The organism is Candidatus Magnetaquiglobus sp., from assembly GCF_058402785.1.
Genome location: NZ_JBZVFG010000035.1, coordinates 1 through 25172, shown reverse-complemented (window position 1 = coordinate 25172; position 25172 = coordinate 1). Strand labels below are relative to the sequence as shown.

Here is a 25172-nt window from a genome sequence, read left to right as displayed (position 1 = left end):
TCACCCTCCGAGCCCGGAGACGAACTCCGCGGAGGCGTGGTTGTCGAAGCGGGTGAACTGCTTGGAGAAGGTGAGTCGCGCGGTGCCGGTGGGACCGTTGCGCTGCTTGGCGATGATCACCTCGGCCAGACCGGCCAGGGAGGGATCGTTCTCCTTGTAGACCTCCTCGCGATAGACGAACAGCACGATGTCGGCATCCTGCTCGATGGAGCCCGATTCGCGCAGATCCGAGAGGATCGGTCGTTTGTTGGGGCGCTCCTCGACCTTGCGCGACAGCTGGGAGAGGGCCAGCACCGGGATGTCCAGCTCCTTGGCCAACCCCTTGAGGCCGCGGCTGATCTGCGAGATCTCCTGCACGCGGTTTTCCATGTCGCCGTCGGCCTGCATGAGCTGGAGATAGTCCACGATCAGCAGCCGGATCCCCTGTTCGCGCTTCAGACGACGCGCCTTGGCGCGCAGGGACATGATGGTCAGGTCCGGGGAGTCGTCGATGAAGAGGGGTGCCCTGGAAAGATCCTGGGCGGCATGGACCAGTTTGTTGTAGTCTTCGTCGCGGATCCGTCCGGTGCGCAGCCCCTGGGCATCGACCCGCGCCGTCGAGGCGAGCATGCGGGTGGTCAGTTGCTCCTTGGACATCTCGAGCGAAAAGACCGCCACCGGCGCCTGATGATCGAGGGCGGCGTTGGCGGCCATGTTCATCACCAGCGAGGTCTTGCCCATGGCCGGACGACCGGCCAGAATCAACAGGTCGGAGCGTTGCAGGCCGGAGAGCAGCCGGTCCAGATCGGTGAAACCGGTCGGCACGCCGGTGACCAGATCCTGTCGGGACATCAACCGTTCGAGCCGTTCGAAGATGGGCGGCAGAATGGATTTGATCTCGGTATAATTGGAGCGGCGCCGGGCGCGGTTCTCGCCGACCGAGAAGATCTGCTGCTCGGCGCGATCGAGCATCTCTTCGACGGTGTGGGTGGTGTCGCGGTACACCTCGTCGGCCACGGTCGAGGCGGCATGGGCCAGCGCCCGCAGGGTGGCCTTGTCGCGCACCAGATGGGCATAGGCCTTGACATTGGCCGTGGCCGGAACCGTGTCCATGAGACGGGCGAAATAACCGGCGCCGCCCACCACGTTCAACTCGTTGTTCTTCTCCAGATACTGCTTGAGCAGCACCGGATCCGCCGGATCGCCGCGATCCAGGAGCGACAGCATGGCCTGATAGGCGACCCGGTGGGCGCCGACGTAGAAATCCTCCGGAACCAGGATGTCGGTGATCTGATCCATCACCGTGTTGTCCAGAAGAACCGCGCCGAGCACCGACTGTTCCGCCTCGTGAGAGTAACTCGGACGCCGCGTGGGGGCCTCCTGGACCCCCGCCGGCTCCGGTCGGTCGGTATGATCCTGGTCTGAAACGTCGATGTCGTCGATCAAGGGGAGCTCCGCGGCATGGCTTGGTTGATTGCCGTTCCAAAACGGCTCGGAATGATCCGAATCAAGGAGAAAATCATCGTATCACCTTGGATCGATTCGGCATAGGAAGCGTGACGCATGGATAAAAAAGTCGTGTACTCCGGATTGCATCACGGTCACCGGCAACGGTTGCGCCGTCGTTTTCTGGAAGAGGGGTTGGAAGGGTTCGAGGATCACCAGGTGCTCGAGCTGCTGCTGTTCAACGTCCTGCCCCGACAGGATACCAATGCCCTGGCCCATCTGCTGTTGCGCCGTTTCGGCGGACTTTCCGCCGCGCTGGAGGCCGATCCGGCGGATCTGGCCACCATCCCCGGGATGGGGGATGTGGCCGCAGCCTTCCTGACCCTGATTCCTCCCCTGACGCGCCGCTATCTGATCGATCGCGAGGCGCGCGACAAACCCTCCCTCAACGATCCGGCCAAGGCCGCGGCCTATGTGCGCGCCCTGACCGCCGGTCGCACCGAGGAGGTGTTCTACGTGCTCTGCCTGGATCAGCGCGCCCGCCTGCTCTTTCCGGCGCTGCTGGCGCGGGGCACGGTCAACGAGGCCCACGTCCATCCACGGCAGGTGGTCGAAGCGGCGCTGCGCCACAAGGCGGTCGAGGTGATCCTGGCCCACAACCACCCCTCGGGCAACTGCACCCCCTCGGCGGCGGATCGCCATCTGACCCGGATCCTCATCAACGCCCTGATCCCGATCGGCATCCGCCTGGTGGATCACCTGATCACCGCCGGAGACCGCTGCCTGAGCATGGCCCAGGAGGGAATTCTGGGGGTGTGAGCCCTCCCGTTCCCGTCCCCAGGAGTCAGGGGGGTTGCACGTCGGCTCAAATGCACGGATCATGCATGCCGATGAACCACCTTGATTGATCAGTCGCAGGCGATACACAGGAACTACAGGAGGGGGGGATGGCCGAAGCGCGGGATGAGGTTTGGACGGTGCCTGAGGATATCGAACGGTTGCTGGCCGAGGGGGGCGACCTGAACGGCCTCGATGTCGAGGGGTGGACCCCGCTGCACCGCGCCATCCAGGAGGGTGCGGTCGAGCTGGCCGGACGGCTGCTCGATGCGGGTGCCGCGGTCAACGTCGCCGATCCGCAACAATGGACCCCGCTTCACTGGGTGGCGGTGCGCGGCTTCACCGAGCTGGCCTGGCGGCTGCTGGCCCTCGGGGCCGATCCCAACGCCGGCGATCTGGATCGGGAAACGCCCTTGCACTGGGCCGCCTCCTGGGGACACCTGGAGGTGGCGGCCACCCTGCTCAGTGCCGGGGCCGATGTCGATGCCCGGGATCGCCACGGCGAAACCCCGCTCTTCCAGGCCAGCCAGGAGGGGGACGAGGCGATGGTGGCCCTGTTGCTGGAACGGGGCGCCCAGATCGACGCCCGCAACGCCGATGGCGGTCCGCCTTTGCACTGCGCGGTGTTCCACGGTCACGTCGGGGTGGTCAAGCGGTTGCTCGACCAGGGCGCGGAGGTGGACTCCCGAAACACGTTCGGCAAAAGCGCCCTCCACTTCGCGGCCAGTCGCGGTCGCATCGACGAGGCGGCACTCCTTCTCGATCACGGCGCCGGAGTCAACCTCCTGGATCAGGTCGGTCGCTCCCCCCTGGCCGTGGCCCGCGAGCATGACCGGATGGAGATGGCGGACTATCTGCGCGACCGGGGCGGAACCTGACCCGCCCCAACCTGATGGGGATTTCCCGGCCTGGATTCAACACCACGGCGAATCCAGGCCGCTCATGCTTTCTTGCGGCGCGGAGACGAATCGCCATTTTTTTTGCCTTAATTATACATTACAAATATGTTATTTATGTGAACGGATTCCACACGAATTCCATTTTACATTCCATTTCTCCATATATCTTTGTGAACACACGGGAAATTAATTGTCAACTATTTGATTTATTTGCTTTTATGCGCCACACTTCCACAATTTGCCCCTTGAACGCACCTGCAACAAAACACACAATTAATACATAATAATATTCTAATTTAATCAAAACGCTATGTATGAATTTTAAATTAGAGGGTTGACAGAAGGCCGCCAGGCATTTCATCCTCTTTACCGGACATTATGTCGCGTTTATAACAGAATTTAACGAAGTCGTGGCGACGCGGGACATCTCCCGAACCGAATACGAAAACGGAGGGCGCGCATGGGAGTGATCAAAAATCTTCTGGCTGTTCTGGGTCTGATGGCATTGCTCGGCGGGGGCTACGGCTATGCCAAGCTGGCACCCAAACTCAGCCAGATGGATCCGGGCTACATGGGAATGTACACCGAATTCGCCAGCCGGCTGCTCGAGACCCTGGATCCGGGTTTGGCGATGGTGTGGTCCGTGCCGGTGGAAAATCCGGATCTGACCCCGAATGACATCAAGGAGTCGTTGAAGAGCCTCGCCTCGGCCAAGGATTTTCTTTTCGTCGGTGAAGCGCCTTTCTACAAGCAGGTGGAGGCGGTGACCGGCCAACCCTATCGTCACGTCGAGTTTCTGTCGTTCTGCGACGCCAAGGTGGGCAAGATGATGGCCGACTATCAGGATGCCTACACGGCGTTCATGCCCTGCCGCATCGCCCTGGTGCGCGACAAGCAAGGGAAATTGTGGCTCTATTCCATGAATCTGGACATGATGATCCACGGCGGCAAAACGCTGCCACCCGAACTCAGAAAGGAGGCCTTGAGAATTCGCAACGTCATCAAGGATCTGATGACCCAAGCCGCCAAGGGGGAGTTTTAGACCTCCCTTTCGGATCGGACAGCGGGACGCCGTTATGATGCGCGCATCGATGGCTGTCACGGGATTTGATTTCCAAAGAAACGACCCAATCAAAATCGGTACAGTGCGGAGGGAGACATGCAACGAAAAAGAATCCACATGTTGGTGCTCGCGGGTGGGTTGCTGGGCGGTATGCTGCTGGCCATGCCCGTGATGGCGGCGGATCCGGCTCCGGCGGCCCCCTCGGCGGCGGATGCCGAAAAGGCGGCCAAGGAGAAGGCTCTGGCCGAGGCCGCGGCGGCGGCGCCGGCGGATGCGGCCATGCTGGCCAACACCTGCGCGGGCTGCCATGGCACCAACGGTGTGTCGGCTGGCCCCAGCATGCCGTCGATCGCGGGCATGCCGGCCAAGTATCTCGAGCACATGATGGCCGAGTTCAAGAGCGGCAAGCGTCCCTCCACCATCATGGGTCGCATCGCCAAGGGTTACACCGAGGAAGAGACCAAGCGCATCGCCGATTTCCTCTCCAAGACCAAGTGGGAACCGGTGAAAAGCGGCCCCAACTCCCTGACCGCCACCAAGGTGGACGATGCCAAGGTCAAGAAAGGCAAAAAGGTGATCGATTCCGCCAAGTGCGGCAAGTGTCACGAGGATGATGGCGTCACCCAGGATGAGGATACCCCGCGCGTGGCCGGTCAATGGGTGGATTACCTGCTGATCAAGATGCAGGATTTCAAGAATACCCAACTGACCGTTCCCCAGCCCGAGAAAATGCAGAAGGCCATCGATAAGCTCTCCGCCGAGGAGCTGGAGAGTGCCGCCCATTTCTACGCTGGCAAAAAATGAGCGAATCCCAGGAGACCATGACCATGATGAATTTCACCCGTAGAGGATTTGTCAAGCTGACCGGCGGTCTCACCGCCCTGGGTCTGGTTTCGGTGCCGAGCCTGTCTGCCTTCGCCTCCGCCAAGAAGCGGGTGGTGGTGGTGGGCGGCGGCTATGGCGGTTCCGTGGCGGCCAAATACATCCGCATGGCGGATCCGAACATTCAGGTCACCCTGATCGAAAAGAACAAGGATTACTACTCCGGCCCGCTTTCCAACTGGGTGGTGGCCGGCTTCCGCAAGCTCGAAGTCCAGAAATGGGGCTACGAGGGGCTCAAGAAGCATGGCATCGAGGTGGTGATCGACGAAGTGACCGCCGTGGATCCGGCTGGCAAGAGCGTGACCACCGCGGGCGGCAAGAAGTTCGAGTATGACCGGCTGATCATGTCGCCGGGTATCGGCTTCAAGGCATTGGAAGGGTATGATGCCGAAGCCGTGAAAAAGATGCCCCACGCCTGGGTCGCCGGCGAGCAGACCACCCTTCTGGCCAAGCAACTCCAGGAGTTGAAGGATGGCGATCCCTTTGTCATGGTCGCCCCGCCGGATCCGTATCGCTGCCCGCCCGGTCCTTACGAGCGTGCCAGTCTGGTGGCCCACTACCTCAAGAAGAACAAGCCCAAGTCCAAGGTGATCATTCTCGATCCCAAGGACAAGTTCTCCAAGATGGGTCTGTTCACCCAGGGTTGGAAGAATCTGTACGGCTACGAGACCGACAAGAGTCTGATCGAGTGGGTTCCCGGTGCCCAGGGCGGCAAGGTGACCCGCGTGGATGCCAAGACCATGACCGTTTACACCGACATGGCCGAGTTCAAGAGTTCGTGCATCAACGTCATCCCGCCGAACAAGGCTGGCGACATTGCCGAGAAGGCCGGTCTGGCTGATGAGAAGGGGTTCTGCCCGATCCATTTCGAGACCTTCGAATCGACCAAGCAGAAGAACATCCATGTGATCGGCGATGCGAGCGCCGCGACCGGTCTGCCCAAGTCCGGCTATGCGGCCAACTCCGAGGCCAAGGTGTGTGCCGCTGCCGTGGTGGCGTTGCTCAACGGCAAGCCGGTGGGGGTCCCTTCGTATGTCAACACCTGCTACAGCCTGATCAGCCCGGATTACGGCATCTCCGTGGCTGGTGTGTACAAGCTGCATGCAGGCAAGATCCTCGAGGTTTCCGGTGGTGTCTCTTCGGACAAGGCTCAGGATTTCATTCGCAAGCAGGAAGCGTTGTACAACGAGAGCTGGTATCAGAGCATCATGGCGGATACGTTCGGCTGAGTCGTTCGACCAGTTGGAAGCAATCGAAAAGCGGGGCATCAAGCCCCGCTTTTCTTGCATTGGTGGCTGGGCAAGCGTTTCTGACCGCATGGTTGCGATGAGTCGGAACGCATGGCTGCGATGAGTCGGAACGCATGGCTGCGATGAGTCGGAACGCATGGCTGCGATGAGTCGGAACGCATGGTTGCGATGAGTCGGAACGCATGGTTGCGATGAGTCGGAACGCATGGCTGCGATGAGTCGGAACGCATGGTTGCGATGAGTCGGAACGCATGGTTGCGATGAGTCGGAACGCCACCGTTGCGGGGAACCGGGGGCCGAAGCTCCCCGGTGGAGGTTCGGAGGCAGAGCCTCCGAGGTTTTGACTTTGGTGTGCTTTTCAAAAAAGCGTTTTTCACGATTTTTGTGAAAAACGCTGCACGCTGCCTTGGTCTGGTTGGACGTTTTGCGCCTCTTGCAAAACGTCCAACCAGACCATCGCCAAAAACAGGTCGCCGGAGGCGATTATCTGCCGCATACAACTCGTTTTGAGTCGTTGCCCGAAAGCGGCAACGACTCAAGACACATAAGACCGCGCGCTTGCGCGATCTTTCGCAAAAGACGCGAAAAATCGCTTATCGTGAAAAGCGCGCGAAAAGCAAAAAACAAAAGCAAAGGACAAGTCAAAGGCCAAACCTCAAGGCTTCGCCCCGAACCCCACCAGGGGCCATTGGTCCCTGGACCCCGGCAGTTTGACCGTGGACCTCCCTTTGTTACCACGGTCGGGAGGTCAAGGGGTTCTCCCCCCATCATGCAGGTTTCCGGGGCTTTGCCCCGAACCCCGGCGTTGAGGATCCTTGGATACTTTTCCAGCAAAATTTCACTCAAGAACTCGTTACGGATCGACGATTGATTTTCATGATGGAAACCTTGAATCACCCCTCTCGAACCAACGGGTCACGTCATGCACGACGGCCACACCAGGGAAAAAATCCTCATCGTCGATGATATTCCCATCAATCTATCGCTGTTGACCGAACTGCTCGCGGATGATTACGACATCATCCAGGCAACCCAGGGCCGCACGGCCCTGGAAAAGGCCATCACGCACAAACCGGATTTGATCCTGCTGGATATCATGATGCCGGATATGGACGGTTTCGAGGTGTGCCAGCAACTGAAACGGCACCCCGCGACCCGGACGATTCCAGTCATTTTCGTCACGGCCAGAACCGAAGCCGATGACGTCGCGCGCGGCATGTCCCTGGGCGCGGAAGACTATTTCGCCAAACCCTACCGTCCCGCCATCATCAAGGCACGCATCCGCAGCCACATCGATCGGGTCCATGCCCAGGCGAAACTTGCCGAGGAGCAGGCGCGAGATCTCAAGGCGATCCAATCGCGACTGGCGATCAGCGCACTGCTGGAGACCTCCCTGGAACCGCTGCCGCTGGAAAAACAGCTGACCGTGGCTCTGGACATCATCCTGACCATCCCCTGGCTGGCCGTGGAGTACAAGGGATCGATCCATCTGTTCAATCCCAACAACCAGCGCCTGGAACTGGTGGCCCATCGCAATCTGGCACCGCATCTGCTCACCGCCTGCGCCGCCCTGCAGCTGGGGGAGTGTCTGTGCGGACAGGCGGCCCTCAAACGCGAGATCGTCTTCAAGAATCAGCTGGACGTGGAACATACCGTCACCTTCACGGGCATCAAACCCCATGGCCATTATTGCACGCCGATTCTCTACCAGGATCAACTCCTCGGCGTGTTGAACCTCTACGTGGCCGCCGGACACCGGCGCCTGCCCGAAGAAGACGCACTGCTGGCCACGCTCTCCAACACCCTGGCCGGCATCATCCGCCATCGTCGCACCGAAAAAGCCCTCCAGGAGGAACGCTGCTTCATCGCCACCATCCTCGACACCACCTCGGCCCTGGTGATGCTGCTCGATCCGAAGGGGCATGTGATCCGTCACAATGCCGCCTGCGAGGAGTTGACCGGTCTGGGTTCGAGCGAGATCCTGGGCAAGCCGTTCTGGAGCCTGGCCTGGACCCCGGCAGATGAGCAGGAGCGGGTCGAGGAGATCATCATCCTCACCGCCGAGGATCCCGCCACGTTGTCCTTCACCGGACGCTGGTTCGGCAAGAATGGACAGGAGCATCACATCTCCTGGACCCTCACCTTTCTCACCGATGCCAACGACGGCTTGAAGAATTTCCTGGCCACCGGCATCGATGTCAGCGAACGAATCCGCGCCGAGCAGCGGCTGGAGCGAATTGCCCATCACGATGCCTTGACAGGACTGCCCAATCGGCGCCTATTCATGGTATTCTTGCAGCAGACCCTGGCCCGGTGCCGACGTTACAACCAAACCACGGTGGTGATGTTCATGGATCTGGACCGGTTCAAGGCGGTCAACGACACCCATGGCCATGACATCGGCGATCTGCTGCTGATCGAATCGGCGCAACGGATCCGGAGCAGTCTGCGTGAAAACGATGTCGTGGCCCGTCTCGGCGGGGATGAGTTCACCATCATTCTCGGCGATGAACCATTGAAACCGGATATCGTGGATATCGTGGCCAAAAAAATCATCACCGCCCTCCAGGCGCCGTTTCATCTGCGTGGCATCGAGTGTCGGATCGGCGCGAGCATCGGTGTCAGTCGCTTTCCCACGGATGCCGACAGCGCCGATGAGTTGTTGAAGAAAGCCGATATGGCCTTGTATGCGGTCAAGAAGGCTGGACGGAATCACCATCAGTCGTACCATCCGCGGATGGAGTCAGAGGGAGCTGAAAATTCATGAAAATCGCCCATGTACTCTCGCTGATCATGGCGCTTTTGCTGGTGCTGCTGGCCGGTATCGGCTACAAGCGCTTCACGGGTGACGTGGCGGTCGGCAAGCGGCTGGCCGAAAACAACTGCGGCGTCTGTCACGACATGACCGCAACGCGCAAGCATGGCAAGGGCCCCTATTTGTGGGAGATTCACGGACGTCCGGCGGGCGTGGTCGATTTTCCCTTCAGCGTGGCCTTCCGCAAGTTCGCCGAAGAGAAACCCTTTCTGTGGGACGAGGCCAATCTGGAGCGTTGGCTGATCAATCCGGTGGCATTCATTCCGCAAACCCAAATGGCCAAGCAGACCAAGGATCATCCCGTCTCCTTCGACGGTATTCAAAGCGCGGAAAACCGTCGCGACTTGATCGCCTATCTCAAGAGCCTGCGTTGATGCATCGCGATAAAGGGAATTTTTCCTTGCTTTGTTTGTAAAAATTCGGGTATTCTGATCGAATGGACGTGATCCACCTGCTGTAGTTCAAGGATGACCGATCTTCAATTTTCCTTATCATGGGGGACAGGAAAACAATGTTCGCAAATCTCATCAATTGGCTACGCAAGCCAAGTCCAACTGCCGTGGGTTGGATTCTGACCATCGGCTTTCTGGGCGGAGCCATCTTCTTCATCGTCTTTCACTTCACCATGAATGCCACCAACTCCATGAGCATCTGCATCTCCTGTCACGAGATGGAAGGTGTCTATCAGGAATACAAAGAGAGCAAGCACTACAACAACCGCATGGGCGTGCGCGCCACCTGCTCGGACTGTCATGTTCCCCACGGCAAGACCTTCGGGGATTGGATCGATAAATTCCTCGCCAAGTTGCAGATCGGCAGCAAGGATATCTTCCACCATTTCGTGGGTACGTATCCAGACAAACCCGCCTTCGAGAAGTCCCGTTACCCACTGGCCCAGCATGTCCTCGAAAACATGAAGGCCCGGGATTCCAAGGAGTGTCGCGCCTGTCACAACTACGATGCGATGCAGTTTGACGAGCAGGACAAGTCGGCCCAGAAAAAGCACAAAAAAGCAATGGAGAATCCGGACAAAACCTGCATCGATTGTCATGCGGGCGTGGCGCACAAGCTCCCGGAGGAGCCAGAGGCCGACGCATCCAAGAAGTAAGCAGGGTCATAACGCGGGTAGGATGGTTTTAACAACTCGATTCCAGATCGATTCTTGAAAAAAGGAGTGGAGCAGATGGGTATGAATTCCGAGAGCACGCTGACTCGGCGGACTTTTCTGGAGGCCGTGGGTACCACGGGTGCGGTTTGTGTGGCCGCGGGCCTGGTGGGCATGCCATCGCTGGTGCAAGCCGAGGATGCCCCGGCGGTGAACATCGACGAACAGGTCGCCAAGGATCTGGGACCTGGCAAGGTGGCCATGGAGAAGGTGAAGATCGACACGCCGGCCAAGGCAGAGAACGGCGCCCTGGTGCGCATGCCGATCTCGGTCGATCATCCGATGGAGAAGGACAACTACATCAAGGCATTGGCCGTGTATGTGGATGACAATCCCAAGCCATTGGTGGGCAAGTTCGAGTTCACGCCGGAGTCTGGCAAGGCCGAGGTGGAGATGCGCATCAAGATGGCCAAGGCATCGCAGGTGCGTGCCGTGGCGGTGAGCAACAAGGGTGCGTTGTATGGCGCGTATCTGAAGATCGAAGTGGCCGAAGGCGGTTGCGCCGGTTGAGCACCGATCAATTACTCTTAGCGATTGGAGACGAACATGGCGGATATCGGAGAGCCCAAGGTACGCGGCCCGGAGAAACCCTTGAAGAAGGGTGATGTGGTGTTGATCAAGACCCTGATCAAGCATCCCATGGAAAGTGGGTTGCGCAAGGACAAGGCGAGTGGCGAGACCATTCCCGCGCATTACATCGAGAGTGTGGTAGCCGAGTATGGTGGGGTTGCGGTGGTGAAGGCGACCTGGACGGGCGCGGTTTCCAAGAATCCCTTTTTCTCGTTCTACATCAAGGCGGACAAGAGTGGTCCGGTGAATGTGACCTGGAAGGACAACAAGGGTCAGGAGTGGAAGGAGAAGGCAGAGATCAAGGTGGAGTAGTTGATCTTGTTTGCCAGAAAAAGCGCCCCCGAAAGGGGGCGTTTTTTTTGGGGGTGTGTGGTGCGCTGAAGATGGATGGTGGCGGTGATACAGGTTCCCAACTTGTTGCAGGGGCCGGGGGACCGAAGGTCCCCGGCGGGGGCGGGGCAGCGCCCCGCGACTTTGATCTTGATGACTTTGCCTTTCGCGCGCTCTTCACGATAAGCACTTCTTCGCGGTTGTTGCGAAAAAGTGCGCAAGCGCGCGGTCTCATGTGCCCTGAGTCGTTGTCGCTTTTGGGCAACGACTCAGGGCGAATTGCGCACGGCAAGTGAGCTGCATTCGGTGGCCTGTTTGTTTCTGGCCATGTTCGCGGTATCGTTTCGCCAACAACGCGAAACGATACCGCGGCCAAGGCGGCGCGCAACGATTTTCACAAACTTGCATGATGGGGGGAGAACCCCCTCACCCCCCAACCGTGGCCCTCCCTTACGGGAGTTCCACGGTAAACTTGCATGATGGGGGGAGAACCCCCTCACCCCCCAACCGTGGCCCTCCCTTACGGGAGTTCCACGGTAAACTTGCATGATGGGGGGAGAACCCCCTCACCCCCCAACCGTGGCCCTCCCTTACGGGAGAGTTCCACGGTAAAAGACGTGAAAATCGCTTTTTTGTAGAGCGCACCAAAGTCAAAGGAAGAGGCAAAGGCAAAACCTCGGAGGCGCTGCCTCCGAACCTCCACCGGGGACCTTCGGTCCCCCGTCCCCTGCAACGGTTGTTTTTCGGAGATCGGGGATCGGGGATCGGGGACCTCCGGTCCCCGATCCCCCTCCCCTCACCCACCCTTGGGCACGATCTGCACCTTCTCCTGCAACCGCGACAACAACGGCTCAATGTCCTCCGGCGTGCGAATCGCCTGCTGAAACTGCGACCGATAGTTGGCCACCACACTCACCCCCTCGATGATCACATCATCCACCTTCCACTCACCCGAGGTATTGTGCATGTAATAGGACAACTTGTACTGCTGCCCCTTGGAATGGATCAAACTGTCCACCAAGACCAGATCCTCCGCCTTGGGCACCTCCTTGAGAAACTCCACCCGCTCTCCATCATACCGCTCGATCATGCTCATGTAGGTGTTCTCGAGCAGACGACGAAACAAATCCGTGAACCGCTGCTGCTGACCCGGCGTGAACTTGCCCCAGGCCCGCCCCACCGCACTCTGCGACATACGGATGAAATCAAACTCCTGATAGATCACCCGCCGCAACATCTCACGCCGCTCCTCACGCCGCGCGGGAACCGCCAACTCGGGATCCTTGAGGATCAAAAGGGCCTGCTGAACCGAGGCGGCCAGCTTCGCCATGCGCATCCCCTCCTGGGCCACGGTCACACTCCATACCGACAAGGGCGCCAAGACCACGATCCAAAACAACAGACGGTTGACCATGAAACGCCGCAACATCATTCGACTCCTTGTTCAAGAAACATTATTTCACACTGCCATGAATGAATTGACTGATCAACTCCTCGAAGTTGATCGCCGGTTCGGTCTGCCGGATCACACCGTTGGCAGCCAGATTCTTGGTGGAGGCACCCGGCGAGATGACGATGTAACGATCACCGATCAACCCCTTGGTGCGCACCGAGGCAATGGCATCCTCCTGGATGGCCACCTCCGGCTGGATCAACATGCGGATGCGCGCCTCGAAATCACCCGTATTCAGCTCGATGCTGTCCACCCGCCCGATGTTGACCCCCGCGATCTCCACGGTGGCGCCGGGTTTGAGTCCGGCCACGGAGGTGAACTGAGCGAAAATCGGGACATGCCCGCCCCCCACCAACTCCATGCGCGCCAGACGCACGGAAAGCCAAGCCAGAGCGATCAGGCCGGCCAGAACGAAGATGCCCACCGAAAATTCCAATCGCGCGCTTCTCACCGCAGACTCCTTGCAACGTGCATGATGGGGGAAACCCCACCCATGACCCTCCCCAAGGGAAGCGCCATGAAAACCGGCTCGACGGAAAAACCCTCCATGCCGGCCAACCGGCTAAATCACCTGAATCGGACCATCCAGCTCGCCGTGAATGAACTGCCTGAGCACCGGATCACGGGATTGCCCGACCTCGCGGGACGGCCCCGAATACAACACCTTTCCCTTGTGCAGGGCGATCACATGATGACACCACTTGAAAATTTCCGGCACCGCGTGACTGATCACCACCATGGTGTAACGGGTGCGCATGTAGGTGTCGCAGATCAGATAGTGGATGGCGTTCTCGATGATCGGATCAAGACCCGCCGTGGGCTCGTCCAACAGCAGGATCTCGGGGTCGGTCACCAGGGCGCGCGCCAGGGCAGCCCGTTTCATCATGCCACCGCTCAACTCGTCCGGGAACTTGCGCTCCATGCCGACGAGATTGACCTCCTCCAGGCAGCGCATGACCCGGGCATGGATAACGCTTTCCGACAAACGGGTCTTCTCACGCAAGGGAAAGGCCACATTGTCGTGGACATTCAAGGAGTCGAAGAGCGCACCCCCCTGGAACAACAGACTGAAACGCCCACGCACACGACTCAATTCACGGTTGGAAAGCTTGCCCAACGGCACGCCACCCACCTTGACCACCCCTTGATCGGGTTTCATCAAACCGACCATATGCTTGAGGATCACGCTCTTGCCGCCACCGCTCATGCCGATGATGGCGGTGACGCGGTTGGCCGGGATGGCCAGGTCCACGGCATCGAGCACGCGCCGGCCATCGAGGATCTTGACCACCCCCTCGAGCGTGATGACCGGATCCAGGGCGGTATCGACCTGGTAGGACTCACGCTCGCGGGCGAACTGCCGGGAAAGGCAGTCGAGGAGGTTGGCCTGGGTGATGTAGCCCATCTCGACCAGGGTGCGACCGACCAGGTGTTCATCGGAAGGGGACTTTTCACCGCCGGTGCGATGGCGTTGCAGGGCCAGGTCGAGTTGCCGCGCGGTGACGCAGCCATTGGCCACGAGCTGCCGACCAAGGGACAAGGGGATCCCGTCGGATCCGGAAAGCGGAGCGGAGTCGGTCGGGGAAGCGGGATGCGACACGACGGATTCCTTACGCTACAGCATAACCGAAGTGATGAAATAATCACATACCAGAATCAGCACGGAACTCAGCACCACGGCGGAGGTGGTGGCATGACTGACCCCCTCGGCGCCACGCCGGGTGAAATAACCCTTATAGGTACAGATCCATGTGACGATAAGTCCGAAGCTGACCGATTTGATCAGGCCGGTCACGATGTCGTGCATTTCGACGGAGGATTCGATGCCGCCAAAGAAGGTGCCGGCGCTCATGCCCAGCAGGCGCACGGCGATCAGATACCCTCCCCAGATGCCGATCACGTCGAACAGGACGGTCAACAACGGCAGGACGAGGATTCCGGCCTCGACGCGCGGGGTGACGAGGTATTTCAGGGGTTGGATGCCCATGACCTCGAGGGCGTCGATCTGTTCGCGGATGCGCATGATGCCGAGTTCGGCGGTGAGGGCGGAGCCGGCGCGTCCGGTGACCATCAGGCCGGAGAGCACGGGGCCGAGTTCGCGGATGATGGAGAGCGCCACCGCCGGACCCAGCAGGGCTTCGGAGCCGAAACGGGCCAGGGTGTAGTAGCCTTGCAGGGCGAGCACCATGCCGGCGAAAACCGCCGTGAGGGCGATGACGAACAGCGAGCGGATGCCGATGAAATGGACCTGTTTCAAAAAGTTGGTCCAGCGGAACGGCGGCATGACGAACGACAGCAACACCTCCCACAGGAACAGGAACATGCGTCCCAATTCGCGGACCAGCTCCAATGTCAAGGAACCGACATGTCTTACCTGGTCAACCATGACGTTCCATGTTCCATTAATAGCCAAATGCATGTGGGAGAAGGGATTCCAGATTGTTTTGCCGGCATGGCGTGCATCAAATGCATTGCAAACTCAAAGATTATCGCCCATCATCTCGGATATTGGCAAGGGAAGAAGGACGATTAAAGAAAATAACCCGAGCAAGGATCAAGACCCATGCGTAGACTGTTGCTGATCTGGATGGCCCTGGCATTTCTCTGTTTGCCGAGCCTTGGCGTGGCGGGCAATGAGGCCGTCTCGAACAAGCCCCAAAATGTCGTCGCGGCCATCGACAAGGACGCGAGCAAGTATGCCACCCAGACTCCGCCCCTGGATGACGCGCGGTTGGAGTCACCCCCGGTTTCCGATCCGCTGGAGCCGTGGAACCGTTTCGTCTATACGTTGAACGATCTGTTCTATCACGGACTGCTCAAGCCGATCGCCATGCTGTATGCCGCCATCCTGCCCGAACCGGTACGGGTCGCGGTGGGGAATTTCTTCCACAATCTGGCCATGCCCAAACATTTCGTCAGCGCCCTGCTGCAAGGCAAGGTCGATGTCGCCGGTCAGGAACTCTCCCGTTTCCTCATCAACACCACCCTGGGTGGACTCGGCTTTTTCGACGTGGCCGAAACCCACTTCAATCTCAAGAGCAGCGACGAGGATATCGGTCAGGCCCTGGGCAATCTCGGGATGGGGGATGCCATCTACATCGAATGGCCGATCATCGGTCCTTCCACCCTGCGCGACTCGATCGGCATGGCCGGAGACGTGCTCATCAATCCGCTCACCTACTATCCGGAAAACCAATGGACCCGTCTGGAGATCTACGGGGTCAAGATGATCAACCACACCTCCCTGCACCTCGGCGAATACGAGGATCTGCAAAAGGCGGCCATCGATCCCTATATCGCCCTGCGTGATGCCTATCTGCAAATGCGACGCGATCAGATCAAACGCTGACCCCGACTTATCTTGACTCCCCATTCCACCAGGGACCGATCAAGCCCCCTTTTTCGGTCCCTGGAATCATTCTTGTCAATCCTTTTCGAAATCCTGCCCTAATTCCCGTGATGCCACGTCCAACCTGATCCGACTTATCGCGACTTACCTTTAACAAAGCTGGATTTTCTGGCACAATGATCGCTATTCGGATACCGTGAAACCCATTGGGAGCCCTTTTTCTCCCTGTGAGCGTCATTATACCGTGGAACTCCCGAAGGAAGGTCCACGGTCGGGGGGTGAGGAAGTTCTCCCCCATCATGCAAGATTATTCACGCCATTTCACTGGAGTAGCCTTCATGAACCGTTCGCGTCCGTTCGTTCGCGCCCTCGGCCTTGTTTTCGGTTTGTTGCTGACCTTCCCCGCATTCGCCGCTGATTCCCTGGATGAAATTTATGCGATCGCGGACCGCAAGGATTTCGACACGGCCTTGAAACGGTTGAATCAATTCCTCAACGAGCATCCCCAGGATGCGCAGGGACGCTTTCTGAAAGGATTGATCCTTACCGAAACCAAGCAACGGGATCAGGCGATCTCGGTGTTCCAGCAGTTGAGCAAGGACTTTCCGGAGTTGCCGGAGCCTTACAACAACCTGGCGGTGCTGTTTGCCGAGCAGGGTCAGTTCGAAAAGGCCCAGGAAGCGTTGAACCAGGCGGTCAAGGCCCATCCCAACTATGCCACTGCGCATGAGAATCTCGGGGATATCCACGCCAAGATGGCCTCCCAGGCCTATGCGCGGGCCTTGAAGCTCAATCCGGGCAACAACGCGCTCACCGGCAAGCTCAACAAGGTCAAGACCCTGTTCACCGAATCCGCCGAACAACAGCCAGCCAAGCCGGGCCAGGCCAAGGCGCAAGCCGCGGGCAAGGGTTCGCCGCTCAAGGCCGATCCGCCGCCGCCCAAGCCAGCGGCCCCGGTCGAGGCGACCCCGGTCAAACCAACGGCCCCGGTCGAGGCGACCCCGGTCAAGCCTCTGGTCACCGCCCAGGCCGATACCCCGGCCAAGCAGGATCCCGCGCCCGGTGCGGAGAAGGATGGGGGTGCCGAGGGGGTCTCCTCCACCAAGGGGAACACCGCCGGAACCGATGCGGTCACGAACGAGTCCCCCGCCAAGGAGGGAGCGGGCGCCGGACCACGCAAAACCGTCCCCGATTCAGCCAAAATGGCAGATCCGAAATCGATTGACGAGGTGAAGCAGGTTGTGCTCGATTGGGCCGGTGCCTGGTCGGCCAAAAAGATCGATCAGTACATCGACGCCTATTCTCCCCGCTTTCAGCCGGTCACCAAGAACCTCAAGAGCCGCGAGGCCTGGGAGAAGAATCGTCGCGAGGTAATCGGCAAGGCCGGGGATATTCACATTCATGTGTCGGATCTACAAATCACCATGCTGACCGATCAGCGTGCCCAGGCCACCTTCCAGCAAAACTACACGGCCAAGAACTATCGGGATCGCGTCAAGAAAACCCTGTCGCTGGAGCGGGAGGGAGAGGCATGGAAAATCGTGCGCGAGTATGCCGCCAATGAGTGAGGATCCGGAAACCGCCGGATTTCATCAATCCCGGCTCAGGGCCACGGTATCGGCGCATGTGTTGATCCTGGAGCATCCGGCGGATTCTGCGGAGCGCTCCCGACTGCTGTTGGCCAGGTTGGCCTATCGGGATCATCGTGCCGGGAAGTTGTCGTTTCCGGGCGGCTTCGTGGATCAGGGCGAGGGGTTGGAGGCCGCCTTGAAGCGGGAGGTGCTCGAGGAGATCGGTCTGGAGCTGGGGCAGTGTCGCTATCGGGAGACCGTGCCGTTGCTGCACGTCGAGCCACCCAACGTGGGTTTCATCTTCACCTGCGATCGTTGGAGCGGCTCCCCGGGACCGGTCAGTCGTGAGATCCTGGAGACCCTTTGGGTGGATGAGGAGCAGTTTTGGCAACTGGATCGGGAGGGGCGGTTGGCCTATCCACAAATGCGTGATCAGATTCGTCATATTGGCTGGCAGCCTTCGGTCTCCGAGGAGTCCTCCGCGGATCCGGAGCGTGGGCGGTGCATCTGGAGTCGTTCGCTCGGGATGTTGGCGGCGTTGGCATTGGGTGGCATGGTGACCGCGACGCCGGTTTGGGCGGATGATGTCCCTGCCCCGCCGGGTAATCCTTCCGCTCAGGAGAATCTCGAGAAGGCGCGCGAGCATCTGATGGATGCCATGCGGGCTTTGGGCAACGCTGGGCGTCAGACCTACGACGAGAAAATGCCGACGTTCAAGGAGAAGGCGGGCGAGGCGCTCGAGGAGACGCAACGGAAGTTGAAGGAGATGCGGGAGCGGTTGCCCGAGCAGTTGGAGAAGATCAAACCCGCTTTGCCGGAGTCGGGTGGTGACGGCAAGTCGGACAAGGGGAAGGAGCCGGAGGGGGAGAAGGAGAAGTCCGCGCCGGGCACGACGCAGATTTGACGGGTGAGACCAAGAGGGATCGGGAGGAGCGGTCCGACGGATCCAGTCATCACGGGGGGCGATGATCGCCCCCGGCGGGGGTGGGGCAGCGCCCCACGACTTTTCCTTTGTGACTTTGATGGCGCCATACAATTACTTTTATCTTTCTTATCAACTTTGTATTTTATCAACTCTACAAGAAAAATATTTTATAGAATCGGCTAAAATCTAAAAACAAACCCTCGTAGGCTCTGCCTCCGAACCTCTGCCTCCGAACCTCTGCCGGGAACCTTCGGCCCCCGCAAACGTTTCTACCCCGCCTGCCCATCAGGCCGCGCTGTCACCAACATGGGCACGATCAACAGAACGAAACTCAAATAGGCCCCGATCCACAACCCCCCAGCCAGCAGCACCGCCCCCTCGGGCCACCAGAACGGCACCACCACGCGCGCAATCGCGGCACCCGTCATGCTCAGAAACGCCGTGGTCAACAATCCAGAAGCCTCGGGAACCCGCCCGGTATGCGTCAAGGCCACCCGCCCCATGATCCCGAGGGTAAAAAGTCCCATGGCACCCACGGTCAAGGCATGCAACGCGGTGGACTCATCCAGTCCGACACCCAACCGCGCCGCACCACGCAGAACCAAACCAACCACCAGCCACAAATAGCCCAAATGCAGCACCCACAATAAAGGCGTGGAGACCGTTTTCCACCCATGCCAACGACTCAGACGCACCCCTTGCACCAACCCGGCAACCACAAAAATCCACCCCACCCCCGCCTGCACGGTCCAAAACAGATCCGCCACCACCACGCCGATCAAGGTCACGACCCCGGCAATCTCCAACGGCACCGAAATGGCAAAGGTCGGCTCCTCGCCACGCTGTCGCAACGCGTCACGGGTGAACATCGGCATGATGTGACCACCGGTCATGGCCAAAAAGAAGACGATCCCGTTGATGCCGAGCATCAGCCCCATACGGGCGCTCTCCCCATGCCAACCCAAGGCCTCGAGATGGGTCAGCAGGTCACCCAGGGCGAGCAAGGCCAGAATCGGCGGAAAGATGCGATGGACCCGATTGCCGGTGTTCCACATGGTCGGGGTGAGAAAAAGCAGCATGCCGAAATAGAAGAAAGCATCGGCCAAAGCCGGGATCCATGCCGGCAGGCAGCAGCCCAACACCACCCCGAGCCGCGCCAGGAGCCAGGCGGAAGCCAGGGTGATCAGAGGCAGCCCGGTCATGGGCGGGGTTTTGGACCAAACCGGGGTGGCGGTCAACAGGAATCCCGCCGCCGCCGCGCCGACAAACCCGAACAACAGCTCATGACCGTGCAGATGCGCGGGGGACCACGGGGATGGGAGGGAGAGGATCCCGGTGAGCATCGCCAGCCACATAACCATGGCACCCACGGACCAAAGAGCGGCCACGGTGAAGAAGATGCGGAACCCTTGGACAAAAAGCATCCGAAGCCAGCCGGAAGCGGATGAACGGGGCAAAAGTTTCAAGGGGCACTCTCCATTCCAAGGAAAATTTTTCCAGGGTTGGATCCCGAAGCAGACCCGATCCACGCCCTGATCAAAAATCGTGACCGTCACGGAAAAACGGAACATCGCCGTTCCCGCGGTCAGAATAGACGAGGAGTCAACGATCCCGCAACCGTGACGTGGACGATTTTTTTCAACGGAATGACACGGTTGGACAATCCTGGGGAGCCAAAGTTCGCCGGAGTGTGGACGTTCTTTGGATGTGGAGAGCCGTGGTTGGGCTTGGAGCCGCGGGGGCCAGGGTGTGCGGCTTGGACGCGACGCTCCCCTCGCTGGGACGCGAGGGGAGCGATCGGCGAGGCGCTCAGGAGGCGATCGGATTCATCAGGCGCTGCTGGGCCGCCGCCGAGAGGGTGACGCGATAGGCGCCGGAACGCACCTGGGGGATGACCGGATCACCCAGGGTGGGATCGGTCTTTTCGCGGGTCTGGGTAACAACGGTTTTCCCTTCTTTATCGCGGGTTTGTTGTTGCAATTGCGTGGCGGTTTGCACGGCGCGTTGGATCAGGAAACCGGCGGCGGAGAGAATGTCCATGTAGCAACTCCTTATCAAAGCATCAGGAGAAAGTTGATCGTCGAGCCCAATCATTTCGTGGACGGGTCGAAGGTTCACCGCCGTCGTTGAAAAATCAAGCAACTTGCATGCCAATAATCCTGGACAGCCTCCTCAGAAATTGCATGTCACCCGGAGCCAAAAATAGTGCTTGACATCTCCCTTGGTTCCGATTAGGATCCCGCGCTTATTCCCCGATAGCTCAGTCGGTAGAGCAGCTGGCTGTTAACCAGCTTGTCCCTGGTTCGAGTCCGGGTCGGGGAGCCAAAATCAGCACTCGGTCCATTCGGGCCGGGTGCTTTTTTTTGGTTCGTTTGCCGGGTGCTTTTTTTGGGTTCCATTTGAATCTTCCTTTTGCCGTCCTCGGCAACGGCCCTTGTATCCGAGCTTGTCATGTTGCGCGTGGTCCTCTATCAACCCGAAATCCCCCAGAACGCCGGCGCGGTGTTGCGCACCTGCGCGGCCACCGGTTCGGAGCTGCATCTGATCGGACCGCTCGGGTTTCGACTGGATTCCGCCGGGATTCGCCGCGCCGGGATGGATTACCGGGAATGGGCCATGGTGCGGCGGTGGGACGACTGGTCCGCGTTCGAGGCCGGCCTGCCGGAGGGGGTGCGTCTGTGTGTGGCCACCACCAAGGCGCGCCGCTCCCATGTCGAAGTCCGGTTCGGGCCGGAGGATTGGCTGCTGTTCGGTCCCGAGGGGAGCGGCTTGCCCGAGGGGATTCTGACCCGATTTTCCGAACACGCGCTTCGGATTCCCATGCATCCGAAAACACGCAGTCTCAATCTGGCACAGAGTGTGGCGGTGGTGCTTTACGAGGCGTTGCGGCAGAACGGATTTCCGGATATGCGTTGATTTTTCAGATCAACCCCCTCACCTGACTGGACACCTGGCATGTGCGGCATCATCGGTCTGTTCTCCCCCCACGCCAAGACCGTCTGGCCTGCGGCCCAGCGTGCCGCCATGGTGGCCGCCCTGGCCCATCGTGGTCCGGACGGTCATGGCGAATACACCCTGCCCGGCCTGTTCCTGGGTCACACCCGGTTGGCGGTGCTGGATCTCTCTCCGGCGGGACGGCAGCCCATGGTCTCTCCGGACGGTCGATTCTCGATGGTCTTCAATGGGGAGATCTACAACTTCCAGGCCCTGCGCGCCGACCTCGAGCAGCGTGGCCACCTCTTCGCCACCCGCACCGACACCGAAGTGCTGCTGGCCGCCTGGCGGGAGTGGGGTGCGGCGTGTCTGGAAAAACTCGACGGGATCTTCGCCTTCGCCATCCACGATCGCCACGAGCAGACCCTGGAGCTGGTGCGCGATCATCTTGGGGTCAAGCCGCTTTTTTACTGGAACAACGGTGGCCAGACCTGGGCCTTTGCCTCCGAGCCCCTGGCGATGTTCGGTCCGATCATCCCCCTGCCCGACATCGATCCCGCGGACCTGGACCGTTATTTCACCTATCAGTATGTTCCGGCGCCGGGTTCCGGCCTGCGCGGGGTGGCGCAGTTGCCGCCCGGCCACCGGTTGACCCTTTCAGCGGGCAGGGCGCATCTGAGCCGTTATTGGCAACTCCCCTGCCCACCCGTCACCCGACCCTGGGGCATGGAACGGGTGGAGGAGTTCGCGGAGCTGGCACGCCACGCCGTGCGCCGGCAGTTGGTTTCGGACGCGCCGCTGGGTCTGTTTCTCTCCGGTGGGTTGGATTCGACCAGCGTGGCCTTGGCCGTTCGGCAGGCCGGGCAGCATCCCACCGCCTTTACCCTGGGTTTCGACCAACCCCGCTTCGACGAACGGCCCGCAGCCCATGACTTTGCCCAGACCCTGGGCATGGAGATGCGCTCCGAAACCTTTGTCTGGTCCAACGAGGAGATCCTGACCACGTTGGGGACGATGCGCGAGCTGGCCGCCGATGCTTCGTTGTTCCCGACCCATCAGCTGGCGCGTCTGGCGCGTCGAGAGGTGACGGTGATTCTGGCCGGGGATGGCGGCGACGAGTTGTTGGCCGGATACGACACCTACAAGGCGGGTCTGATCACCCCCTGGATCCACAAAATCCCCGCGCCAGCCCGAGCGATGGGATTGTTTCTCACCCGGTTCCTGCCCGCAGACGATGCGCGTTACAGTCCGCGTCTGGTGGCCGAGCGGTTGTTGTTGGCCGGGGCCGAGGGTCCGCGGCGTGATCATGCCGCGTTCCGGCGCATCTTTCCGGATGCCCTCAAGGCGCGTCTTTACGAACCGGAGTTCGCCCGCGCGGTACAAGATGTCGATCCGGTCGGGGAGTATGTGGCCTTGATGGAGGGTGTGCCTGGTGAGCGTTCCGAGGTGACGGCACGTCAGTATGCGGATCTGCATCACTTTCTGCCGAGTGTTCTGGCCAAGGTGGATCGCATGAGCATGGCCACCGGTTTGGAGGTGCGGGTGCCGTTGTTGGATCGGGCATTGGTGGAGTTCTGTTTCCAGCTGCCGGACGAGGCCAAGCGGCACAACGGTCGCGGCAAGCGGATCATGCGGGAGATGTTGCGTGGTCAGGTGCCGGCGGGGCATCTCGACCGGCCCAAGGCGGGATTTTTGCCGCCGGTGGATGGTTGGTTTCGCAAGTCTGGGCCGATGTTCGACATTTTTCAGCAGCATTTGCGGTGGGCGCAGCAGGCGGCGTTGGGGTGGTTGCGGTGGGACGAGGTGGAGAAGATGTGGCGTGAGCACCAGGTCGGGCGGTTGAATGTGGGGTTTGCGTTGTTGGTGATTCTGCAATTCATCAATTGGCGGGCGCGGATGCGGAGGTAACTGTCACAAAGGGACGAGAACCGAAGGTCCCCGGCGGAGGTTCGGAGGCAACTGTCACAGGGGACGAGAACCGGAAGGTCCCCGGCAGAGGTTCGGAGGCAGCGCCTCCGAGGTTTTGCCTTTGTCTTTAGTCTTTGGCGCGCTCTTCAAAAAAAGCGATTTTCACGTCTTTTGTGAAAATCGCTTGCGCGCAGCCTTGGAAGGAAGGTCGTTTTTCGGTTCTGGCAAAACGACCCTCCTTCGCCTTGCCTCAAACAGGCCACCGGAAGCGACTCTTCCGTCCCCGGAAGCGGCTCTTCTACTTCCGCCACTTCATCCGGGAAAAAATCCCCTTCAATTTCGGCAAGGTCCGTTTTGCCTCGGGACCGATCAACACCACCCCCAACCGCTCCGGATGCAACAACCCCCCGGCAAACCCCGGCAGACTCCCCGGATCCAGGGCACTGGCATGCCGCCAGGTCTCCTCCAACGGCTCGGCGGCATCGAACAGCAGATCCCCCACATAGCGCTCGATCAGGTCTGATGGCCGATCCAGGTTCACCAGCAGCGCGGCCCGCCAGCGCACCAGCAACCGTTGCCACTCTTCCCTGGTCGGAGGGGCCTGCATCAGGGTTCCCAACTGTTCGAACAGCACCTGGAACCCCTCCTCCAGATGGTCCGGGGAGAGCGTGGCCCCCACCTCCAGATAACCGGCATCCGAATGGGTGGTGTAGGCCGACCAGACATCATAGGCCAAGCCGTGCCGTTCCCGGACCACGGCCTGCAAGCGCGAGGAAAAGCCATCGTCGAGGAGACGTCGCAACGCCGCCGTGGCGTGATATCCGGGATCCCGGAAACCGGCGGTGCGGAAAAACAGCGACAACGAGAATTGCGATCCCTGATCGTCCACCGCCACCCAGTGGGGACCGGAGGAGATCACCCGTGGTGGAACGGTCGTCGTGTCGCCACCCGGGGGGATGGTCCCCAGCGTGGCCTCGGCCAGTTCCAGGGCCTGACGCGGTTCGATGGGGCCGCAGAAGGCCAGGGCCATGTTGCCGGCCCGATAGTGACGCGCCAGATAGTCGCGCAGTGCCGGCAGCTGGATGCGTCCCACGGTCTCGCGGGTGCCGAGCACCGAGCGGGCCAGGGGATGGCCGGGCCAGAAAGCCTGGCTGGCCAGGATCGAGGAGACCACCAGCTCCCCTTGATCGTTTTCGTCCTCGCGCATCTCCTCCAGGATCACCCGTCGTTCGGTTTCGATCTCCGAGAGCGCCGGGCGGGTGAACATGTCGCAAAAGGCGTGAAACCCCTCTTGCAGCCACTCGGCGGGCAGGGTGATCCAGTAGGCGTTGGTCTCCTGGCCCGTGGCGGCGTTCATGTCCGCGGCCATGGACTCCAGGTGAGCGTGAAAGCGGGTCGGATCTGGGATCGATTCGGAACCCTTGAAAAGCATATGTTCCAGAAAATGGGCGATGCCGGCCTGATCCGGCTCTTCGAAGCGGCTTCCGGCGCGCACCATCAGGGTGGCACCCACTTCGTGCAGCCACGGCATGGGAAACACCCCGACCGTCAAGCCGTTGTTCAGACGAAAAAGTTCATGATGCGGATCCGGGATGGACGGTGTGACGGTTGGGTTGGCGGGCATGCGCCGTGTTCTCCATGCGTTGCAAGCGTTTGATCAGGTTTGGGATGCGTATCGTATCGACGGGTAGTTCATGACGATTCAGTTCCCGGAATAACTGCTGGGGTCCAGGGGCCAGTGGCCCTTGGTGGGATCCAAGGGCAACGCCCTTGGTGGGATCCAAGGGCAACGCCCT

General features: G+C 60.1%; 23 protein-coding genes and 1 tRNA gene. 16 read left to right on the top strand and 8 right to left on the bottom strand.

Annotated features, from left to right (window positions below; translation table 11 throughout):
* Positions 1-1425: a replicative DNA helicase gene (dnaB, locus tag ACV4UY_RS11805; protein WP_491607787.1), complete on the bottom strand. Its 1425-nt coding sequence runs from the start codon at positions 1423-1425 to the stop codon at positions 1-3.
* Between the two features lie 117 nt (positions 1426-1542).
* Here dnaB and radC point away from each other — a divergent pair, with 117 nt between their 5' ends.
* From radC to soxZ, 10 genes are all read left to right on the top strand, one after another.
* Positions 1543-2244 (top strand): RadC family protein, encoded by a 702-nt coding sequence (radC, locus tag ACV4UY_RS11800; protein ID WP_491607786.1) that lies wholly within the window; start codon positions 1543-1545, stop codon positions 2242-2244.
* Between the two features lie 128 nt (positions 2245-2372).
* On the top strand, positions 2373-3140 hold the full coding sequence (locus ACV4UY_RS11795; protein WP_491607785.1) for an ankyrin repeat domain-containing protein: 768 nt from the start codon (positions 2373-2375) through the stop codon (positions 3138-3140).
* 481 nt (positions 3141-3621) lie between these two features.
* A complete protein-coding gene (locus tag ACV4UY_RS11790) occupies positions 3622-4203 on the top strand; it encodes a DUF302 domain-containing protein (RefSeq protein WP_491607784.1) in 582 nt (193 codons plus the stop codon).
* Positions 4204-4320: 117 nt separating this feature from the next.
* A complete protein-coding gene (locus ACV4UY_RS11785; protein ID WP_491607783.1) occupies positions 4321-5028 on the top strand; it encodes a c-type cytochrome in 708 nt (235 codons plus the stop codon).
* Positions 5029-5051: 23 nt separating this feature from the next.
* Positions 5052-6335 (top strand): FCSD flavin-binding domain-containing protein, encoded by a 1284-nt coding sequence (locus tag ACV4UY_RS11780; protein ID WP_491607782.1) that lies wholly within the window; start codon positions 5052-5054, stop codon positions 6333-6335.
* 943 nt (positions 6336-7278) lie between these two features.
* The gene (locus ACV4UY_RS11775) at positions 7279-9123 is read left to right on the top strand and encodes a diguanylate cyclase domain-containing protein (protein WP_491607781.1); all 1845 of its coding nucleotides are present in this window, start codon (positions 7279-7281) and stop codon (positions 9121-9123) included.
* Positions 9120-9545 carry a c-type cytochrome gene (locus ACV4UY_RS11770; RefSeq protein WP_420906346.1) on the top strand — a complete coding sequence of 142 codons (426 nt, stop codon included), beginning with the start codon at positions 9120-9122 and terminating at the stop codon, positions 9543-9545. Before ACV4UY_RS11775 ends, ACV4UY_RS11770 begins: the two co-directional genes overlap by 4 nt.
* 137 nt (positions 9546-9682) lie before the next feature.
* Entirely contained in the window at positions 9683-10279 is a 597-nt protein-coding gene (locus ACV4UY_RS11765; RefSeq protein WP_491607780.1) for a NapC/NirT family cytochrome c, read from the top strand.
* Positions 10280-10354: 75 nt separating this feature from the next.
* Positions 10355-10846: a thiosulfate oxidation carrier protein SoxY gene (locus tag ACV4UY_RS11760; RefSeq protein ID WP_491607779.1), complete on the top strand. Its 492-nt coding sequence runs from the start codon at positions 10355-10357 to the stop codon at positions 10844-10846.
* 36 nt (positions 10847-10882) lie between these two features.
* Complete coding sequence (gene soxZ, locus ACV4UY_RS11755) at positions 10883-11218, top strand: thiosulfate oxidation carrier complex protein SoxZ (RefSeq protein ID WP_420906343.1); 336 nt, start codon at positions 10883-10885, stop codon at positions 11216-11218.
* Positions 11219-12032: 814 nt separating this feature from the next.
* Here the strand turns inward: soxZ and ACV4UY_RS11750 are convergent.
* The 4 genes from ACV4UY_RS11750 to ACV4UY_RS11735 form a co-directional block, all read right to left on the bottom strand.
* A complete protein-coding gene (locus ACV4UY_RS11750) occupies positions 12033-12665 on the bottom strand; it encodes a Tgt2/MlaC family protein (RefSeq protein ID WP_491607778.1) in 633 nt (210 codons plus the stop codon).
* A 25-nt stretch (positions 12666-12690) separates the two neighbouring features.
* On the bottom strand, positions 12691-13140 hold the full coding sequence (gene mlaD, locus ACV4UY_RS11745) for an outer membrane lipid asymmetry maintenance protein MlaD (RefSeq protein ID WP_491607777.1): 450 nt from the start codon (positions 13138-13140) through the stop codon (positions 12691-12693).
* A gap of 111 nt (positions 13141-13251) precedes the next feature.
* A complete protein-coding gene (locus ACV4UY_RS11740; RefSeq protein WP_491607776.1) occupies positions 13252-14289 on the bottom strand; it encodes an ABC transporter ATP-binding protein in 1038 nt (345 codons plus the stop codon).
* A gap of 15 nt (positions 14290-14304) precedes the next feature.
* Positions 14305-15075, bottom strand: coding sequence for an MlaE family ABC transporter permease (locus ACV4UY_RS11735; protein WP_420906339.1), 771 nt, complete (start codon positions 15073-15075; stop codon positions 14305-14307).
* 177 nt (positions 15076-15252) lie between these two features.
* On the opposite strand from ACV4UY_RS11735, the gene ACV4UY_RS11730 reads away from it, so the two are divergent.
* The 3 genes from ACV4UY_RS11730 to ACV4UY_RS11720 all read left to right on the top strand — a co-directional run bounded on the left by ACV4UY_RS11730 (position 15253) and on the right by ACV4UY_RS11720 (position 18513).
* On the top strand, positions 15253-16038 hold the full coding sequence (locus tag ACV4UY_RS11730) for an MlaA family lipoprotein (RefSeq protein WP_491607775.1): 786 nt from the start codon (positions 15253-15255) through the stop codon (positions 16036-16038).
* A 338-nt stretch (positions 16039-16376) separates the two neighbouring features.
* The gene (locus tag ACV4UY_RS11725) at positions 16377-17606 is read left to right on the top strand and encodes a L,D-transpeptidase Cds6 family protein (RefSeq protein WP_491607774.1); all 1230 of its coding nucleotides are present in this window, start codon (positions 16377-16379) and stop codon (positions 17604-17606) included.
* Positions 17599-18513 carry an NUDIX hydrolase gene (locus tag ACV4UY_RS11720; RefSeq protein WP_491607773.1) on the top strand — a complete coding sequence of 305 codons (915 nt, stop codon included), beginning with the start codon at positions 17599-17601 and terminating at the stop codon, positions 18511-18513. Before ACV4UY_RS11725 ends, ACV4UY_RS11720 begins: the two co-directional genes overlap by 8 nt.
* 290 nt (positions 18514-18803) lie before the next feature.
* Here ACV4UY_RS11720 and ACV4UY_RS11715 read toward each other — a convergent pair whose 3' ends face one another.
* Complete coding sequence (locus ACV4UY_RS11715) at positions 18804-20000, bottom strand: NnrS family protein (protein WP_491607772.1); 1197 nt, start codon at positions 19998-20000, stop codon at positions 18804-18806.
* Positions 20001-20343: 343 nt separating this feature from the next.
* Positions 20344-20574 (bottom strand): hypothetical protein, encoded by a 231-nt coding sequence (locus ACV4UY_RS11710; protein ID WP_491607771.1) that lies wholly within the window; start codon positions 20572-20574, stop codon positions 20344-20346.
* 209 nt (positions 20575-20783) lie between these two features.
* Between ACV4UY_RS11710 and ACV4UY_RS11705 the strand changes: the two genes are divergently transcribed.
* The 3 genes from ACV4UY_RS11705 to asnB all read left to right on the top strand — a co-directional run bounded on the left by ACV4UY_RS11705 (position 20784) and on the right by asnB (position 23376).
* Positions 20784-20859: transfer RNA gene (locus ACV4UY_RS11705), tRNA-Asn, on the top strand.
* 126 nt (positions 20860-20985) lie between these two features.
* Complete coding sequence (locus ACV4UY_RS11700; protein ID WP_491607770.1) at positions 20986-21450, top strand: tRNA (cytidine(34)-2'-O)-methyltransferase; 465 nt, start codon at positions 20986-20988, stop codon at positions 21448-21450.
* Between the two features lie 39 nt (positions 21451-21489).
* Entirely contained in the window at positions 21490-23376 is a 1887-nt protein-coding gene (gene asnB / locus ACV4UY_RS11695) for an asparagine synthase (glutamine-hydrolyzing) (protein ID WP_491607769.1), read from the top strand.
* A gap of 298 nt (positions 23377-23674) precedes the next feature.
* On the opposite strand, the gene ACV4UY_RS11690 is transcribed toward asnB, so the two are convergent.
* Entirely contained in the window at positions 23675-25000 is a 1326-nt protein-coding gene (locus ACV4UY_RS11690; RefSeq protein ID WP_491607768.1) for a M16 family metallopeptidase, read from the bottom strand.
* Positions 25001-25172 lie beyond the last annotated feature (172 nt).

What these genes read in the sequence shown, in the direction of transcription:
- ACV4UY_RS11775 (WP_491607781.1), top strand. Translation starts at nt 7,279, where the DNA reads ATGCACGACGGCCACACCAGGGAAAAAATCCTCATCGTCGATGATATT.
- ACV4UY_RS11785 (WP_491607783.1), top strand. Translation starts at nt 4,321, where the DNA reads ATGCAACGAAAAAGAATCCACATGTTGGTGCTCGCGGGTGGGTTGCTG.
- ACV4UY_RS11730 (WP_491607775.1), top strand. Translation starts at nt 15,253, where the DNA reads ATGCGTAGACTGTTGCTGATCTGGATGGCCCTGGCATTTCTCTGTTTG.
- ACV4UY_RS11780 (WP_491607782.1), top strand. Translation starts at nt 5,052, where the DNA reads ATGATGAATTTCACCCGTAGAGGATTTGTCAAGCTGACCGGCGGTCTC.
- ACV4UY_RS11760 (WP_491607779.1), top strand. Translation starts at nt 10,355, where the DNA reads ATGGGTATGAATTCCGAGAGCACGCTGACTCGGCGGACTTTTCTGGAG.
- ACV4UY_RS11765 (WP_491607780.1), top strand. Translation starts at nt 9,683, where the DNA reads ATGTTCGCAAATCTCATCAATTGGCTACGCAAGCCAAGTCCAACTGCC.
- ACV4UY_RS11770 (WP_420906346.1), top strand. Translation starts at nt 9,120, where the DNA reads ATGAAAATCGCCCATGTACTCTCGCTGATCATGGCGCTTTTGCTGGTG.
- ACV4UY_RS11795 (WP_491607785.1), top strand. Translation starts at nt 2,373, where the DNA reads ATGGCCGAAGCGCGGGATGAGGTTTGGACGGTGCCTGAGGATATCGAA.
- ACV4UY_RS11750 (WP_491607778.1), bottom strand. Translation starts at nt 12,665, where the DNA reads ATGTTGCGGCGTTTCATGGTCAACCGTCTGTTGTTTTGGATCGTGGTC.
- ACV4UY_RS11790 (WP_491607784.1), top strand. Translation starts at nt 3,622, where the DNA reads ATGGGAGTGATCAAAAATCTTCTGGCTGTTCTGGGTCTGATGGCATTG.
- soxZ (WP_420906343.1), top strand. Translation starts at nt 10,883, where the DNA reads ATGGCGGATATCGGAGAGCCCAAGGTACGCGGCCCGGAGAAACCCTTG.
- ACV4UY_RS11700 (WP_491607770.1), top strand. Translation starts at nt 20,986, where the DNA reads ATGTTGCGCGTGGTCCTCTATCAACCCGAAATCCCCCAGAACGCCGGC.
- radC (WP_491607786.1), top strand. Translation starts at nt 1,543, where the DNA reads ATGGATAAAAAAGTCGTGTACTCCGGATTGCATCACGGTCACCGGCAA.
- ACV4UY_RS11735 (WP_420906339.1), bottom strand. Translation starts at nt 15,075, where the DNA reads ATGGTTGACCAGGTAAGACATGTCGGTTCCTTGACATTGGAGCTGGTC.
- ACV4UY_RS11725 (WP_491607774.1), top strand. Translation starts at nt 16,377, where the DNA reads ATGAACCGTTCGCGTCCGTTCGTTCGCGCCCTCGGCCTTGTTTTCGGT.
- ACV4UY_RS11720 (WP_491607773.1), top strand. Translation starts at nt 17,599, where the DNA reads ATGAGTGAGGATCCGGAAACCGCCGGATTTCATCAATCCCGGCTCAGG.
- ACV4UY_RS11710 (WP_491607771.1), bottom strand. Translation starts at nt 20,574, where the DNA reads ATGGACATTCTCTCCGCCGCCGGTTTCCTGATCCAACGCGCCGTGCAA.
- ACV4UY_RS11690 (WP_491607768.1), bottom strand. Translation starts at nt 25,000, where the DNA reads ATGCCCGCCAACCCAACCGTCACACCGTCCATCCCGGATCCGCATCAT.
- asnB (WP_491607769.1), top strand. Translation starts at nt 21,490, where the DNA reads ATGTGCGGCATCATCGGTCTGTTCTCCCCCCACGCCAAGACCGTCTGG.